The sequence below is a fragment of the Haloimpatiens massiliensis genome (assembly GCF_900184255.1).
GTDB lineage: Bacteria > Bacillota > Clostridia > Clostridiales > Clostridiaceae > Haloimpatiens > Haloimpatiens massiliensis.
This window is the reverse complement of sequence record NZ_LT854639.1, coordinates 493,571-509,727: the sequence shown is the minus strand read 5'-3', so window position 1 is coordinate 509,727 and position 16,157 is coordinate 493,571. Positions and strand designations below refer to the sequence as shown.

The window sequence follows — 16,157 nt, the reverse complement described above, 5'->3', positions numbered from 1 at the left end:
TCGAAATAAATTGACTAAAAAATTTATAGAAAAATTTCGAAATAATTTGATTAAAAAATTTAATAAAAAAGTTCAAAAAATTGTAAATATTAATAATATAAAATAAATAGGAGGTCTGTAAAATGGTAGAATTAGATAAGACTAATTTTGATGCAGAAGTTATTAATTACACTGACAAACCAGTATTTGTTGACTTTTGGGGAGACAAGTGCGAAATATGTAAACAATTAATGCCAGGCGTACATGGTTTAGAGGAAAAATACGCTGACAAAATTAAATTTGCTAGCTTAAACATAGGTGGAGCTAGAAGAGTAGCTATAGGACAAAAAGTTTTAGGATTACCAACAATGAAAATATACAATGCTGGAGAATGTGTAAAAACAATAACTCCAGACAAAGTAAGCTCAATTGACGATATAGAAAACTTCATAAAAGAATACTACGAAACTTTATAGTTCGAGTATAAAAACATCATCATTTGTTTAAATTACAAATAGGATGTGTTAAGAAAATGTTTTTAAAGACTTTCAAAGGCATCTGCCTTTGAGGTCTTTAATATAAAAAATCTAATCAGTGTTTTAAATTTTTTAGGGAGGTGAACATCTTGCGTCTTGAATTAGGCAAAATATTTATAAAGGACATGCAATTTGGAAATGAAACTAAGGTTGAAAATGGTGTTCTTTATGTAAACAAAGAAGAATTGTTAAATGAAGTAAGCGGAGACGAAAGAGTAGCTAGTATCGATTTTGATATCGTTAGACCAGGAGAGGAAGTAAGAATAATCCCTGTTAAAGATGTAATCGAGCCAAGAGTTAAAGTTGAGGGTAAAGGTGGCATAATGCCAGGCTTTATGAGTAAAGTTGACATCGTTGGAGATGGAAGAACTCATGTACTTAAGGGAGCAGCAGTAATAACAACTGGTAAAATAGTTGGATTCCAAGAAGGTATCATAGACATGTGCGGAGAGGGTGCAAAATACACTCCATTCTCTAAAACTAACAACTTAGTTGTTATCTGTGAACCAAAAGAAGGAATAAATCAACATCAACACGAAGAAGCTGTAAGAACTATAGGATTTAAAGCAGCTGCTTACCTTGGAAAAGCTGGTGAAGCAGTTGAACCAGATGAAGTAAAGGTATTTGAAACATTACCATTGTTACAACAAGCAGCTCAATACCCAGAACTACCAAAAGTAGTTTATGTATACATGTTACAAAGCCAAGGCTTACTACATGATACATATGTATATGGCGTAGATGCTAAGAAAATAATCCCAACATTCTTATATCCAACAGAAGTATTTGATGGAGCAATCGTTAGTGGTAACTGTGTATCTGCTTGCGACAAAAACCCATCATATGTTCACATGAATCATCCAGTAATTGAAGAATTATATGAAAGACATGGAAAAGATTTTAACTTCTTAGGATGTGTAATCACAAACGAAAACGTATATCTTGCTGATAAAGAAAGATCTTCTAACTGGACAGCTAAATTAGTTGAATATTTAGGAGCAGATGCAGTTATAATTTCTGAAGAAGGTTTTGGTAATCCAGATGCTGACCTTGTTATGAACTGTAACAAGATAACAGAAAAAGGAATCAAAACAGTTCTTATAACTGACGAATATGCAGGACAAGATGGAAGTTCTCAATCATTAGCAGACTCAACTCCAAAAGGAGATGCAGTTGTAACAGGAGGAAATGCTAACGAAGTAGTTGTATTACCTCCAATGAAAAAAGTAATAGGACATCCAGAAGCAGCTAATATAATAGCTGGAGGACACGTTGGAAGTTTAAGAGAAGACGGTTCTATAGAAGCTGAAATCCAAGTTATAACTGGAGCAACTAGTGAAGTTGGATTTAACTACTTAACTGCAAGAGGATTCTAATATCAGTCCATTAACAGTTTAAAAAAGAAAAATTCAAATGTCCATAATTAAAACAGAACAGAAAGGATGATTATAATGTTACAAGGAAAGAAAGTTATCGCTATTGGCGATAGAGATGGTATACCAGGTCCAGCTATACAAGCATGTGTAGAAAGTGCTGGAGCAGAAGTATTATTTGCATCAACAGAATGCTTTGTTTGAACAGCTGCAGGAGCTATGGATCTGGAGATCCAACAAAGAGTAAAGGACTTAGCTGAAAAGCATGGCCCTGAAAATTTAGTAGTAGTATTAGGTGGAGCTGAAGGTGAAGCTTCAGGCTTATCAGCAGAAACAGTAGCTGCTGGAGACCCAACTTTTGCAGGCCCACTTGCTGGAGTAGAATTAGGATTAGGCGTTTACCACGTAGTAGAGCCAGAAATTAAAGACGAATGTGATGCTGCAGTATACGATGAACAATGCGGCATGATGGAAATGGTTCTAGATGTTGATGATATAATAAACGAAGTTAAAACTGTAAGAGACCAATATTCTAAATATAACAAATAAGAACCCATAACTTTAAATCCTGAAAGGGGGAGAAAAAGTGATTAAAGTAGTTCACTATATAAATCAATTCTATGCTGGAATTGGTGGAGAAGAAAAAGCTGATTATAAACCAGAAGTAAGAGAAGGATTCGTAGGACCAGGAATGGGTCTTAATGGATTACTTAAAAAAGAAGGAATTGAAATAGTTGCAACAGTAATATGTGGTGACTCTTATTTCAATGAAAATATAGATGAAGCTAAAGCAGAAGTAATAGAAATGGTGAAGAAATATAGCCCAGATCTATTCATAGCAGGTCCTGCATTTAACGCTGGTAGATACGGTGTTGCTTGTGGAACTATAGCTAAAGAAGTTGAAGAAAAATTAAACATACCTGTATTAACTGCTATGTACATTGAAAACCCAGGTGCTGATATGTACAAAAAAGACGTATACATCGTTGAAACTAGAAATAGTGCAGTAGGTATGAGACAGGCGTTACCAGCAATTGCTAAATTAGCTACTAAATTAGCTAAAGGTGAAGCTGTAGGAACTCCTGCAGAAGAAGGATATATTCCAAGAGGAATAAGAAAGAACTTCTTCCATGAAGAAAGAGGAGCAAAAAGAGCTGTAGATTTACTTGTTAAGAAGATAAAAGGTGAAGAATTCGTAACAGAATTCCCAATGCCAAACTTCGACAGAGTAGATCCAAATCCAGCAGTTAAAGATATAACAAAAGCTAAAATTGCTATTGTTACATCTGGTGGTACAGTTCCAAAGGGAAATCCAGACCATATCGAATCTTCAAGTGCATCTCACTATGGAAAATACGATATTGAAGGAGTAATGGATTTAACTTCAGAAACTTATGAAACAGCTCACGGTGGATATGATCCAACTTATGCTAACGAAGACTCAGACAGAGTTATACCAGTTGACGTATTAAGAGAAATGGAGAAAAACGGAGAAATCGGTTCACTTCATAGATATTTCTACTCAACAGTTGGTAATGGAACTGCTGTTGCATCAACTAAAAAATTTGGTGAAGAAATTGTTGCTGAATTAAAAGCTGATGGTGTAGATGCAGTTATATTAACTTCTACATGAGGAACTTGTACTCGTTGCGGTGCAACGTTAGTTAAAGAAATAGAAAGAGGCGGAATTCCAGTAGTTCATATGTGTACAGTAGTACCAATATCATTAACAGTTGGTGCTAACAGAATAGTGCCTACAATAGCTATTCCACACCCACTTGGAAATCCAGCTTTATCTAAAGAAGATGAATATGAATTAAGAAAAGGATTAGTTAAAAAAGCATTAAAAGCTCTTGAAACTGAAGTAGATGGCCAAAAAGTTTTTGAAGACTAATACATTAATTCAATATATAAAGGTGTTTGGGAACCGTGTGTTCCCAGCACTTTTGTTTAAATATGCAAAATAACTTTCAGTGTACTTACAATGTTGTTTATTGAAAATAAAAATTTAGTAATAAGTAAACAAATTAAAAAGCATTGTTACTAATTTTTTGTTTTTAATAAAATTATTAAGAATGTATTTTTGAAAATAAGAGGAGGTATTATAATGAGTTTCCCAGTTCTAAAAAAAGCAGCTTATGTGTTAGTAAACACACCAGACATGGTAATACATAATGGTACTACACAAATGTTAGAAAGAGAACAAAATCCAGATTCAGAATACTTAAAAGCTATAAAAAGCCACTTAAGAAGTTATGAGCAGGTTGTTGGATATGCACCAAACCAAACTTATATAGGAAACATGACTCCAGAGGAATTATCAAACACTGCAAAACCTTGGCATACTGCAAATGTAGAGGGTGCTAGTAGATTTGGTAAATTTGGAGAAATAATGCCACAAGATGAATTCTATGCATTAATGAAGATTGTAGATGTTTTTGATCTTGTACTTTTAGAAGAATCTTTTGTTGAGGGTATAAAAGGAAAAATAGAAGCACATGAACTATTAAAAGATAAGGTTGGAGCTTTAAAAGGCGCAGAAATGGCTGATATTGAAAAGGCTGTAAACCAAAACGGAGCAGAAGGATTATACCAAGACGGAAAATTAGTTGGATGCGTAAAAAGAGCACACGAATTTGATTCTAACCTTTCAGCAGAATTCATGCTTGAGAACTTAGCAGTTAAAGCTTCAGGAGTACTTGCTGCTATGTATATTACAAAAGAATTAGATTTACCAGTTGAAGAAGTTGGATACATTATAGAGTGTTCAGAAGAAGCTGTAGGAGATATGAACCAAAGAGGTGGCGGAAACTTAGCTAAATCTGTAGGAGAAATAGCTGGATTTAAAGGAGCTACTGGTATAGATATGAGAGGATTCTGTGCTGGACCATCTCATGCTTTAATTAATGCAGCATCTCTTGTAAAATCAGGCATGTTCAAACATGTTTTAGTAGTAGCTGGTGGATGTACAGCTAAACTAGGTATGAATGGAAAATCTCATGTAGGAAAAGATTTACCAGTATTAGAAGATTGTTTAGGAGGTTTTGCAATATTAGTTTCTGAAAATGATGGAGTTCATCCAATCATAAGAACAGATGTTATTGGAAGACATACTATAGCAAGTGGAGCTTCACCACAAGCAGTATTAGATGCATTAGTACTTAAGCCATTAGTTGATAATGGAATGACAATACCACAAATAGACAAATTCTCACCAGAAATGCAAACATCTGAAATAACTGAACCAGCAGGAGCTGGAGATGTACCAACACAAAACTACAAAATGATAGGTGCATTAGCTGTTAAATCAGGACAATTAGATAGAAAAGAATTACCAGCATTCGTAAAAGAGCATGGATATCCAGGATTTGCTCCAACTCAAGGACATATTCCATCAGGTGTTCCAATAATTGGTCATGGAATAGATTTAATGAAAGAAGGAAAATTAAATAACTTCATGATTATAGGAAAAGGAAGTTTGTTCTTAGGAAGAATGACTAATCTATTCGATGGTATTTCTATATTGGTTGAAAAGAATACAGGAAAAGTAGAAGAAGAAGGCGGAATCAGCAAGGAAGAAGTTAAAGATATGGTTGCAGATGCTATGAAAGACTTTGCTAATTTCTTAGGATCAAAAGTAGAAGAATAATGCATTAATACATTATAGAAAGGGGTGTTTCACTTGGCTAGTAACGCTACAAAGGCAATGATTGCTGAGGTGTTCAATGAAATCGCTGAAGGTATAAAAAGTGGAAGCTTTAAGAAGAAAGTAAGAATAGGCTTGACTATTTTAGGCTCAGAGCATGGCGTAGAGGAAATGGTTAAAGCTGCTAAATTAGCTAAGGGTAAATACGGTGATTTTGATATAGTTTTAATAGGATCAAAAATTACCGATGAATTCGAAACTATAGAAGTAAGTGATGCAGAAGAAGGCCATAAGAAAATGGTTGAACTTCTTGAAAAAGGCGAAATAGATGGATGTGTAACTCAACACTTTGATTTTCCAATAGGAGTATCTACTGTAGGAAGAGTAGTAACTCCAGGTATGGGAAGAGAAATGATAATAGCTACAACTACTGGAACCACATCAACAAACAGAGTTGAAGGTATGGTTATAAATGCTATATCAGGAATATCTACTGCTAAAGCTTTAGGAATAGAAAATCCTAGAGTAGGTATATTAAATGTTGATGGAGCTAGACAAGTTGAAAGAATATTAACAGAAGTTAAAAATAGAGGATACCAATTTGATTTTGCTGAATCACTAAGAGCAGATGGTGGAGCTGTAATGAGAGGAAATGATCTTCTTGCAGGCACTCCAGATGTAATGGTATGTGATTCATTAACAGGAAATCTTCTTATAAAAATATTCTCTTCATTTACTACAGGTGGAAACTATGAAACTGTTGGATATGGTTATGGACCAGGAATTGGTGATAACTATGATAAGCTAGTTAACATAGTATCAAGAGCATCAGGTGCTCCACTTATATGTGAAGCTTTAAGATACTGTGCTACTTGTGCACAAAATAAAGTTTTATCTATTGCTTCTGGAGAGTTCAAAGCTGCTAAAAAAGCAGGGCTTCAAGAAGAAATAGATAAAGTTACTAAAAAAGCAGCTCCAGCTGCAGCAGAAGAAGTTAAAATACCACCTAAGAAAGTTGTAACATTTGCTATCCCAGGTATAGATATACTTGAACTTGAAGATGCTTGTAAATCTCTTTGGAAAGAAGAAGTATACTCAGAAAGTGGAATGGGATGCACAGGTCCTGTAATTCTTGTGGCAGAGGACGAAAGTGAAAAGGCTCAAGAAGTACTTAAAAAAGCAGGTTATATAGGATAGAAATAATTAAAAAAGTAATTAAAAAAACACACTACTAAATAAAAAAAACGCGCGTTTTAATAAATAGGAACCAAAAATAAGTAAGATTTTTGGTTCCTATTTAATTTAAATATAATTGAATATATTGATTAACCCACAATAAGGTACAATGTGGTGGAATTATGAAATTTCTCCTCCATGACTTGCATAAAAGCTCTGAACAATAAATTTAATTTAAACAGTTCCTTCGCTTCTTATGCAAGTCATTCCAGAGAAATTTCATAATTCAAGTAATATAATGCTTTTGTGGGTTAATCATATATTATAAATAAATATTAATTGTATTTATGTTTAATACCAAAATTAAAAATATATTAATAAAATATTGAAAAGGTTTAATCTATAGGTTATAATACAAATAAAGTTTATAAAAATTTATAAAAAGGTGCCGTAAAGTCATTTTTTTAGGTGGAAAAATAGCACTTTTAAAATTCTATTTCTAGTGTATTAAATGAAATAGAATGATATAAACTATAGTTAAAGGGAGGTAAAAATAAAATGAATAAAAAGAAAATAGTGGCAATGTTTGCTTCATTAGCAATGGTTGCGACCCTATTTGTGGGATGTGGTAAGGCTGGAAGTGAAAACGCTACCAATGGCTCAAAAGAAGGACAAAAGCAAGAACAAAAGGGTAAGGACATTAAAATAGGTCTTTCTACAGATGAGGGTGGATTGAACGATAAGTCATTCAACCAATCAGCAGATAAGGGAATCAAAGATGCGCAAAAAACAACAGGTGTTCAATATTTCCCAATAGAATCAAAACAAAAAGAAGACTATGAGCAAAATTTACAAACATTATCATTGGATCAAAATTGTGATTTAACATTTGCCATTGGATATCAAATGCAAGAAGCATTACAAAAAATAGCTAAAGCAAATACTGATAAGAAATATGCTATAGTAGATTCTGTTATAGAACTACCAAATGTTAGATCATTGGTGTTTAAAGAAGAAGAAGGTTCTTTCCTAGTAGGAGCAATTGCTGCTAAGATGAGTAAAACAGGTAAAATAGGTTATTTAGGTGGAAAAGATGTTCCAAGTATAAATAAATTTACTGCTGGATACATAGCAGGGGCAAGAGCTGTAAATCCTAACATTAAAGTGGTTGTTAAATATGCAGATTCTTTCTCAGATACAAACAAAGGCTATGAATTTGGTAAATCTTTATACAATGAAGGATGCGATATAGTTTATCATGCAGCTGGTGGAGTTGGAATAGGATTATTCAAAGTTGCAGATGAACTTAAAAAAGCTGGAAAAGAAGTTTGGGCTATAGGTGTTGACCAAGACCAAGCAGTATCAGTGCCAAAATATAAAAATGTAATATTAACAAGTATGATAAAAAGAGTTGACTTAGCTACTAAAGAATCTGTTGAAGCTGTTGTTAATGGAACATTTAAAGGTGAAACAAAAGTATATGGTTTAAAGGAAAATGGTGTTGGTGTGGCAGATACATCAAAAAACAATGTTCCAGCAGATGTTTTAGAATTAGTTGAAAAATATAAAAAAGCTATAGTAGATGGAAAAATAAAAGTTCCAGAAACTAAAGAAAAAGCAATGAAGTTTACAACAAATGCAGTAAAATAGTAATTAATTAAATAAGCTAGATGTAATTACATCTAGCTTTTTATAAATATCCATAGCATTCTTAGGTAAATAGGAGGAAGAATAATGGAAAAAGTAGTAGAGATGAAAGGTATAACCAAGATATTCCCCGGTACTGTAGCTAATGATGATGTAGATTTTGAACTTATAAAGGGTGAAACGCATGTACTTCTTGGTGAAAATGGTGCTGGAAAAACTACTTTAATGAATATACTATATGGCTTATATCAACCTGAAAAGGGAGAAATATACGTAAAGGGAAATAAGGTAAGTTTAGCAAATCCTAATGATGCCATAAAATTAGGCATAGGTATGGTACATCAACATTTCATGCTTGTGCATAATTTTACTGTTACCCAAAATATAGTATTAGGTACAGAACCTAAAAAAGGATTATCTATAGATATAAATAAGGCTAGAAAAGATGTTAAAGACATAGCTGACAAATATGGTTTTTCAATAGACCCAGATGCAGTAATCGAGGATATTTCTGTAGGACAACAGCAAAAGGTTGAAATACTTAAAGCGCTTTATAGGGGAGCAGAAATATTAATTTTAGATGAACCTACTGCAGTATTAACACCACAGGAAATTGATGAGCTTGGAGTTATTATTAATAATTTGGAGAAAGAAGGTAAATCAGTAATTCTTATAACTCATAAACTAAAAGAAGTTATGAAAATGAGTGATAGAGTTACTATTATAAGAAGAGGAAAAGTTACAGGAATAGTTAATACCAAAGATACAAACATAGATGAACTAGCAGAATTAATGGTAGGTAGAAAAGTTCAATTAGTAGTAGATAAAAAAGAAGCACAATTAGGTGAAAAAGTATTAGAAATAGAGGATTTACATGTAAAAGACTCCAGAAATATAGAAGCAGTAAAAGGTATAGATTTAACTGTTCATGGTGGGGAAATAGTAGGGATAGCTGGAGTAGATGGAAATGGACAGACAGAGTTTATTGAGGCATTAACTGGACTTAGAAAGCCAGAAAAAGGGAAAATAACCTTAAAGGGAAAAGATATATACGCTAAAAATCCAATGGATATTATAAATTCAGGATTAGGACATATACCCGAAGATAGACATAAAAGAGGACTTATACTTGATTATTCATTATACGAAAATTCCATTCTTGGAAGTCACCGCAGTAAGCCTTTTAGCAAAAAAGGAATTATGAATTATACAAAGATAAGAGAATATTGTAAAAAACTCATAAAAGAATTTGATGTAAGAACACCTAATGATGAAGTATCAGCTTCCTCATTATCTGGTGGTAACCAACAAAAGTTAATTGTAGCAAGAGAAATTTCTAAAGATCCGGAACTTTTAATAGCATCACAGCCTACTAGAGGAGTGGATGTAGGAGCTATAGAATTTATTCATAAAAGACTTGTAGGAGAAAGAGACAATGGGAAAGCAGTTTTGCTTGTTTCCTTGGAATTAGATGAGATTTTAGCTTTATCTGATAGAATAGCAGTTATGTATGATGGACATATAGTGGATGTACTAGATAGAAAGGATGCAAATGAGCAGAAATTAGGCATACTTATGGCAGGTGGAAGCTTAAAAGATAAAGAGGGAGAGGTGTCAGACATTGAGTAATAAAGAAAAAACCTCCAATGCATTAACCAGAACGTTAAAAAGTTTATTATTCCCGTTTTTAGCCATAATACTATCAATATTTGTTGCAGTTTTCTTTGTTATGTGGGCTAAGGGATATTCTATAACTCAATATTTTACTGCTTTAGGAACACTATTTAAGTTAATATGGAAAGGAAGCTTTGCCACTAAGAGAAATGCCTTAAATACCTTAGTTTTTGTAACACCATTGATATTTACGGGTGTAGCTAATGCTATAGCATTTAGATGCGGACTTTTCAATATAGGTGTTGAAGGACAGTTTATAGTAGGAATGGGAGCAGGAGCTTTAGTAGGATTAATACCAGGATTAAGTCCTGTAATTCATATACCTTTAATAATAATAATAGGTATTATAGCTGGAGGTATATGGGGAGGAATACCAGGATATTTAAAAGCTAAATTTGGAACTAATGAAGTTATCAATACTATAATGATGAATTTTATAGGAATGTATATTGTAAACTGGATGATATTAAGAACTAGATTTGGAGTTAAGGCAACATCAAGTACACCATTGATACAAAAAAGTGCTCAATTTCTTAAATTTAGTAAAATAAGTAATGCTAATGTAAGTTTAATATTAGCTATAATTGTAGCTATATTTATTTACTGGTTGTTATGGAAAACTACTGTAGGTTATGAAATAAGAGCAGTAGGAATTAATCCATATGGTTCAGAATATGGAGGAATAAACATATCGAAGAATATTATATTGGCAATGGTTTTATCAGGAGCTATAGCAGGAATTGGTGGAGCTACGCATGTAGCAGGAGTTATGCATCAAGTTCAAGATATGATGGCTTTCCCTAATTTTGGTTTTGATGGTATAGCTGTTGCACTACTTGCTAAAAATAATCCAATAGGATGTATACCAGCAGCGATACTATTTGGTGCATTAAATAGTAGTTCAAAAGTATTACAGTTAAACGGTATACCTAAGGAAATAGTTGCTTTAATACAAGCGGTAATAATTATATTTGTAGCTACAGATTATATAGTCAAATACTTTGAAAATAGAAAGAAGAAAGGAGCAATGATCAATGGATAATAATTTAATTATCTCACTTATAAATGCTACACTTAGAATGGCAGCTCCTTTAATTTTTGCAGGTCTTGGAGGGGTGTTTTCTGAAAAATCGGGAGTAGTTAACATTGGACTTGAAGGTATGATGATTGTTGGAGCCTTCTTTGCAGTTTTAGGTTCTTACATTACTGGAAATCCTGTAATGGGTATATTTTTTGCTATGGTAGCGGGTGGTTTTATAGCTTTAATTCACGCATTTTTAAGTATAACTTTAAGAGCAGATCAAGTTATATCAGGAACAGCTATTAATTTATTTTCATCAGCTCTTGCAAGTTTTTTAATAATGAAAGTATTTCATAAAGGTGGTCAAACAGATATAGTCAATGGATTAGGGTATTCAATTCCAAAGTCTATTGAAAAAATACCAGTACTAGGGCAATTTTTAGCTGGGCTTAATTGGTTTGTTATAATAGCTATAATACTTGTTTTTGTAGCTAGTTATGTATTATATAAAACACCAATAGGACTTAGAATAAGAGCTGTAGGTGAGCATCCAGCAGCAGCAGATACTTTGGGTATAAATGTATATAAAACAAGATACTTGTGTGTTATATTATCAGGAGTTTTAGCAGGGCTTGGAGGAGCGGCACTTTCTATAGGTATAACTCCAGTTTACAGAGAAGGCATGGTTGCTGGTCGTGGATTTATAGCTTTAGCAGCAGTTATATTTGGTAACTGGACTCCTAAGGGAACTATGTTAGCTAGCTTGTTATTCGCATTTGGTACTGCTTTTCAAATGGTAGCACAAAGCTTTAGTTGGCATTTACCAACAGAATTTTATTCAATATTGCCATATTTATTAACTATGCTTGCTTTAGCAGGTTTTGTAGGAAAAACTACAGCACCAGCAGCAGATGGAAAACCTTATGTAAAGGGAGAAAGATAGGCAGTATATTAATTATTATATTAATGTGCTTTTATAGTACAATATACTACTATAAGGCCAATATAAAAAACCTAGCGTAAACGGTATAGTATAGGCTAGGTTTTTTTGTTACTAACATTTACTTAAATTGATTATTATTGATTTACAAAAAAATAACTTTATATGTATCAGTAGAATTTAATTAATATATAGTGATATAATAAGTTACAATAGTAAAAAAGACTGTGTGGTGAAAAGATGAAATTAGATTTTAATTTAAAGTTAACGCAGGAACAAAAGTTAATAATGACACAGCAGATGCAGTTATCTATAAAGATGCTTCAAATGTCAGGATTCGAATTACAGCAGTATATAGGAAAGGAACTTCAAGAAAATCCTGTGCTGGATGCAAGTTATAACGAAGAAAATTCCATAGAAAATAATAAGGACAAAATAGACTATAAAAAATTTATAGAATATTTGGAATTTGACAATTATAGTAGTAAAAATTATGTAAATACAGATGATGAAGAAGTATCACCCTTCAATTTTATATCTAGTGAGAAATCTCTAAAGGATTTTTTGGAGGAACAGATATTAGAATTACAGGAAGAAAAGTATGTAAAAGAAATATGCAGATACATAGTGGAAAACTTAGACGATAGAGGATATTTAGATAATACAATTGAGAACATGGCAGAGGAGATTGATGCTAAAGAGGAACAGATAGAATATGCACTTAATATCATTCAATCACTGGAGCCAAATGGAATAGGCTGCCGAGATTTGAAGGAATGCCTTAAAATACAGTTAATAAAGAAGGGTATAGAGGACAAAAAAATATTGTCACTTATTGATAGTTATTTAGAACTGCTAGCTGATAACAAAATAGCTGATATAGCTAAAAAACTTTCTGTTTCGGTGGAAGAAGCTCAAAAATATTCTGATTTGATTAAAACATTAGAACCAAAACCTTCTAGAGGTTTTTATACTGGGGAAAGTGTAAAGTACATTGCACCAGATGCTTATATAAAAAAGATAAATGGTGAATATCATATTATAATGAATGACAGTGTGCTTCCTAAATTAAATATAAATCCTGTATATAAAAATATAATTTTAAATGGTGAGAAAAAAGACGACACTGTAGAATATGTAAAGGATAAGATAAATAGTGCTATGTTTTTAATAAAGAGCATAGAACAAAGAAAAAGTACTATATACAGAGTTTTAGAAGAAATACTAAAACTTCAAAGAGATTTTTTTGATTATGGAAAAGATAAATTGAAGCCTATGACTTTAAAGGAAATAGCCAATGCAATTGACGTGCATGAATCCACTGTGAGTAGAGCAATAAGGGATAAGTATATATATACTAGTCAGGGAACCATAAAAATAAAAGATTTATTCACTACAGCAATTTCATCTACTTACTCAGGAGAAGATATATCTGTGATAAAAATAAAGAAAAAAATAGAGGAATATATAGATAAAGAGAATAAGAAAAAACCGCTATCAGACCAGAAAATATGCGAGATGTTAGTAGAAGAAGGCATGAATATTTCAAGAAGAACTGTGGCAAAATATAGAGAAGAATTAGGAATAAAGTCTTCTAGTAAAAGAAAAAGATTTTAAAATATAGGGTAAATCCCTATATTTTAAAATGTTAACATTTTGTTCACAATTTTTTTAAAAATATTGTTTAAAAATGTCTTCTTATATTTTATAATGGTATTGGGACATAAAATTAATATATGGGACTCAAAGTGACCAAAGAGGTGTTAAATTTGTATGACTTAATAAAGCTAGAACAAAAGATTGTTCCAGAGCTGGTAGATATTATGGAAAAAAGATATAACATATTAAGAAATATACAGTACAATCAGCCTATAGGTAGGAGAATACTAGCAAATAACTTGGGTATTGGAGAAAGGATTGTACGTACAGAAGTAAATTTCTTAAAGAGTCAAGGACTAATAGATATAAATACACCAGGAATGAACGTAACAGAAGAAGGAATGGAACTTTTAGAAAAACTAAAGGATTTTATGTACGGTATAAAAGGCTTGGACGATATAGAAGATTATCTAAAGAAAAGTTTGAATTTACAGGATGTTTTGATAGTACCAGGAGACTTAGAAGATGAACCAGTAATAATAAATGAATTGGGAAAAGCAGCAGCTAAATATGTAAAGAACAATTTAAAAGAAGATTTCATTATATCTTTAACTGGTGGAAGTACAGTTAAAGCTGTAATAGATAATATACCTAAGATGAGTAAATTTAAAAACATAACAGTTTTACCAGCTAGAGGAGGTATGGGTAGAAATTTAGAAATTCAATCAAATACCCTTACAGCAAAACTAGCAGAAAAAATTGGAGGAAATTATAAACTTCTACATGTGCCAGATGACTTAAGCGATCATGCATTAGAAGCTATGCTAAACGAGAAGAATATAAGAGAAATAGTAGATAAAATTCAAAAAACAGATATATTAATATTTGGAATTGGCAAAGCTGATGAAATGGCAGTTAAAAGAGGAATGTTAGAAGAAGAAGTGAATGAACTTAAGAATAAAGGTGCCGTTGGTGAGGCTTTTGGATACTATTTCAGTGGAAAAGGAGAAATTGTTCGTTTTACTCCTACTATAGGTATAAGAAGAGAGCAACTGAAAAATATAAGCCTTAGCATAGCTGTAGCAGGAGGTAAGAGCAAGGCGAAAGCAATACTATCTGCAGGGTTAAACTTAAATGCTAAAGTTCTTGTAACTGATGAAGGTGCCGCTAGGGAAATTATGAAAATACTACAAGAAAATAATTAAAATTAATTTAGTTTACAATGAATTTTATATAAAGAAAAACAAAAAATAAAAAAGATATATAAAAATCAGGAGGTAATCTGAAATGAAAAAAGTTGCAATTAATGGTTTTGGAAGAATAGGAAGAAATGTATTTAAGGCATTAGTTAAGAATTATTCAAATGAATTAGAAGTTATAGCTATCAATGACTTAACTGATCCAGCTACACTTGCACACTTACTAAAATATGATGCATTATACGGAAAATTTAACGGAACAGTAGAAGCTAAAGAAGGTGCAATAGTTGTTAACGGAAAAGAAATAAAAATATATGCAGAAAGAGATCCTAAAAACCTTCCTTGGGGAGAAATAGGAGCAGAAATAGTTATAGAGTCAACTGGATTATTTACAAGCAAGGAAAAAGCGGCTCTTCACTTAGAAGCAGGTGCAAAAAAAGTTCTTATATCAGCTCCAGCTAAAGAAGAAGATATAACAATAGTTATGGGAGTTAACGAAGAAGAATATGATGCAAAAAATCATAACATAATTTCAAATGCTTCATGTACAACAAACTGTTTAGCACCATTTGCTAAAGTTCTTGACAAAGAATTTGGAATAGTTGAAGGATTGATGACAACAGTTCACTCATACACAAATGACCAAAAAATATTAGATGCTCCTCATAAGGATTTAAGAAGAGCAAGAGCAGCAGCAGAAGCTATGATACCTACAACTACAGGAGCTGCTAAAGCAGTTGCTAAAGTTCTTCCACAATTAAAGGGTAAATTAAATGGAATGGCTGTAAGAGTTCCAACTCCAACAGTTTCAATGGTTGACTTAGTAGTTACATTAGGAAAAACTGCTACAGTAGAAGAAATAAACAATGCATTCAAAAAAGCTTCAGAAAATGAATTAAAAGGAATATTAGGATATAGTGAAGAACCATTAGTATCTATAGACTATAGAGGAGATGAAAGATCTTCAATAGTTGATGGATTATCAACAATGGTTATGGGTGACAAAATGGTTAAGATAATTTCTTGGTATGACAATGAATACGGTTATTCAAACAGATTAGCTGATTTAACTAAATATGTTGCTGATAGACTTTAATAAATAGTTGACAATTGAAAGTAGAGAATTGTGAGTTAAAAATTAAGACTTAAAGGTTATTAATTTAGAATTGAAACTTAAAACTTGCGATTTGAGAATTTAGAATTAATAATTAAGAGTGAAAGGTTTTATGTACGGAGGTTGTACAACTTTTCACTCTTAGTTTTAAAAAGAAAAATATATCCATTGATTTTGCTTGATTTTTTTCAATTAATGGCGTAAACTGACCATGGGTAAAATAAATAGTATATCACAATACATAAAAGAGATA

General features: G+C 32.2%; 13 protein-coding genes. All 13 read left to right on the top strand.

All coding sequences use genetic code 11. The annotated features are described in order from the left end of the window. Positions 1-122: 122 nt before the first annotated feature. The 13 genes from C1715_RS07605 (at position 123) to gap (ending at position 15,886) form a co-directional block, all read left to right on the top strand. Positions 123-455, top strand: a complete 333-nt coding sequence (locus tag C1715_RS07605; protein WP_102399906.1) for a thioredoxin family protein — start codon at positions 123-125, stop codon at positions 453-455. 149 nt (positions 456-604) lie between these two features. Beyond that, positions 605-1,891 (top strand): glycine/sarcosine/betaine reductase component B subunit, encoded by a 1,287-nt coding sequence (locus C1715_RS07600; protein ID WP_102399905.1) that lies wholly within the window; start codon positions 605-607, stop codon positions 1,889-1,891. 75 nt (positions 1,892-1,966) lie between these two features. Next, a complete protein-coding gene (gene grdA / locus C1715_RS07595; RefSeq protein WP_102399904.1) occupies positions 1,967-2,437 on the top strand; it encodes a glycine/sarcosine/betaine reductase complex selenoprotein A in 471 nt (156 codons plus the stop codon). A 37-nt stretch (positions 2,438-2,474) separates the two neighbouring features. After that, on the top strand, positions 2,475-3,782 hold the full coding sequence (grdB, locus tag C1715_RS07590; RefSeq protein WP_102399903.1) for a glycine reductase complex selenoprotein B: 1,308 nt from the start codon (positions 2,475-2,477) through the stop codon (positions 3,780-3,782). 213 nt (positions 3,783-3,995) lie between these two features. Further along, positions 3,996-5,537, top strand: coding sequence for a glycine/sarcosine/betaine reductase complex component C subunit beta (grdC, locus tag C1715_RS07585; RefSeq protein ID WP_102399902.1), 1,542 nt, complete (start codon positions 3,996-3,998; stop codon positions 5,535-5,537). Between the two features lie 33 nt (positions 5,538-5,570). Further along, a complete protein-coding gene (gene grdD / locus C1715_RS07580; protein ID WP_423240823.1) occupies positions 5,571-6,731 on the top strand; it encodes a glycine/sarcosine/betaine reductase complex component C subunit alpha in 1,161 nt (386 codons plus the stop codon). A gap of 537 nt (positions 6,732-7,268) precedes the next feature. Then, positions 7,269-8,360, top strand: coding sequence for a BMP family lipoprotein (locus C1715_RS07575; protein WP_102399901.1), 1,092 nt, complete (start codon positions 7,269-7,271; stop codon positions 8,358-8,360). An 84-nt stretch (positions 8,361-8,444) separates the two neighbouring features. Further along, positions 8,445-9,986 carry an ABC transporter ATP-binding protein gene (locus C1715_RS07570; RefSeq protein WP_102399900.1) on the top strand — a complete coding sequence of 514 codons (1,542 nt, stop codon included), beginning with the start codon at positions 8,445-8,447 and terminating at the stop codon, positions 9,984-9,986. After that, on the top strand, positions 9,979-11,073 hold the full coding sequence (locus C1715_RS07565; RefSeq protein WP_242971919.1) for an ABC transporter permease: 1,095 nt from the start codon (positions 9,979-9,981) through the stop codon (positions 11,071-11,073). Before C1715_RS07570 ends, C1715_RS07565 begins: the two co-directional genes overlap by 8 nt. Beyond that, positions 11,066-11,995, top strand: coding sequence for an ABC transporter permease (locus C1715_RS07560; RefSeq protein ID WP_102399898.1), 930 nt, complete (start codon positions 11,066-11,068; stop codon positions 11,993-11,995). Before C1715_RS07565 ends, C1715_RS07560 begins: the two co-directional genes overlap by 8 nt. Positions 11,996-12,232: 237 nt before the next feature. Then, complete coding sequence (gene rpoN, locus C1715_RS07555; protein ID WP_102399897.1) at positions 12,233-13,609, top strand: RNA polymerase factor sigma-54; 1,377 nt, start codon at positions 12,233-12,235, stop codon at positions 13,607-13,609. 152 nt (positions 13,610-13,761) lie between these two features. Continuing rightward, on the top strand, positions 13,762-14,796 hold the full coding sequence (locus tag C1715_RS07550) for a sugar-binding transcriptional regulator (protein ID WP_102399896.1): 1,035 nt from the start codon (positions 13,762-13,764) through the stop codon (positions 14,794-14,796). Positions 14,797-14,878: 82 nt separating this feature from the next. Further along, entirely contained in the window at positions 14,879-15,886 is a 1,008-nt protein-coding gene (gene gap, locus C1715_RS07545; protein WP_102399895.1) for a type I glyceraldehyde-3-phosphate dehydrogenase, read from the top strand. Positions 15,887-16,157 lie beyond the last annotated feature (271 nt).

Excerpts from the sequence above, each read along its gene's own strand:
- C1715_RS07605 (WP_102399906.1), top strand. The coding sequence starts at position 123 with ATGGTAGAATTAGATAAGACTAATTTTGATGCAGAAGTTATTAATTAC.
- grdC (WP_102399902.1), top strand. The coding sequence starts at position 3,996 with ATGAGTTTCCCAGTTCTAAAAAAAGCAGCTTATGTGTTAGTAAACACA.
- C1715_RS07575 (WP_102399901.1), top strand. The coding sequence starts at position 7,269 with ATGAATAAAAAGAAAATAGTGGCAATGTTTGCTTCATTAGCAATGGTT.
- C1715_RS07570 (WP_102399900.1), top strand. The coding sequence starts at position 8,445 with ATGGAAAAAGTAGTAGAGATGAAAGGTATAACCAAGATATTCCCCGGT.
- C1715_RS07560 (WP_102399898.1), top strand. The coding sequence starts at position 11,066 with ATGGATAATAATTTAATTATCTCACTTATAAATGCTACACTTAGAATG.
- rpoN (WP_102399897.1), top strand. The coding sequence starts at position 12,233 with ATGAAATTAGATTTTAATTTAAAGTTAACGCAGGAACAAAAGTTAATA.
- gap (WP_102399895.1), top strand. The coding sequence starts at position 14,879 with ATGAAAAAAGTTGCAATTAATGGTTTTGGAAGAATAGGAAGAAATGTA.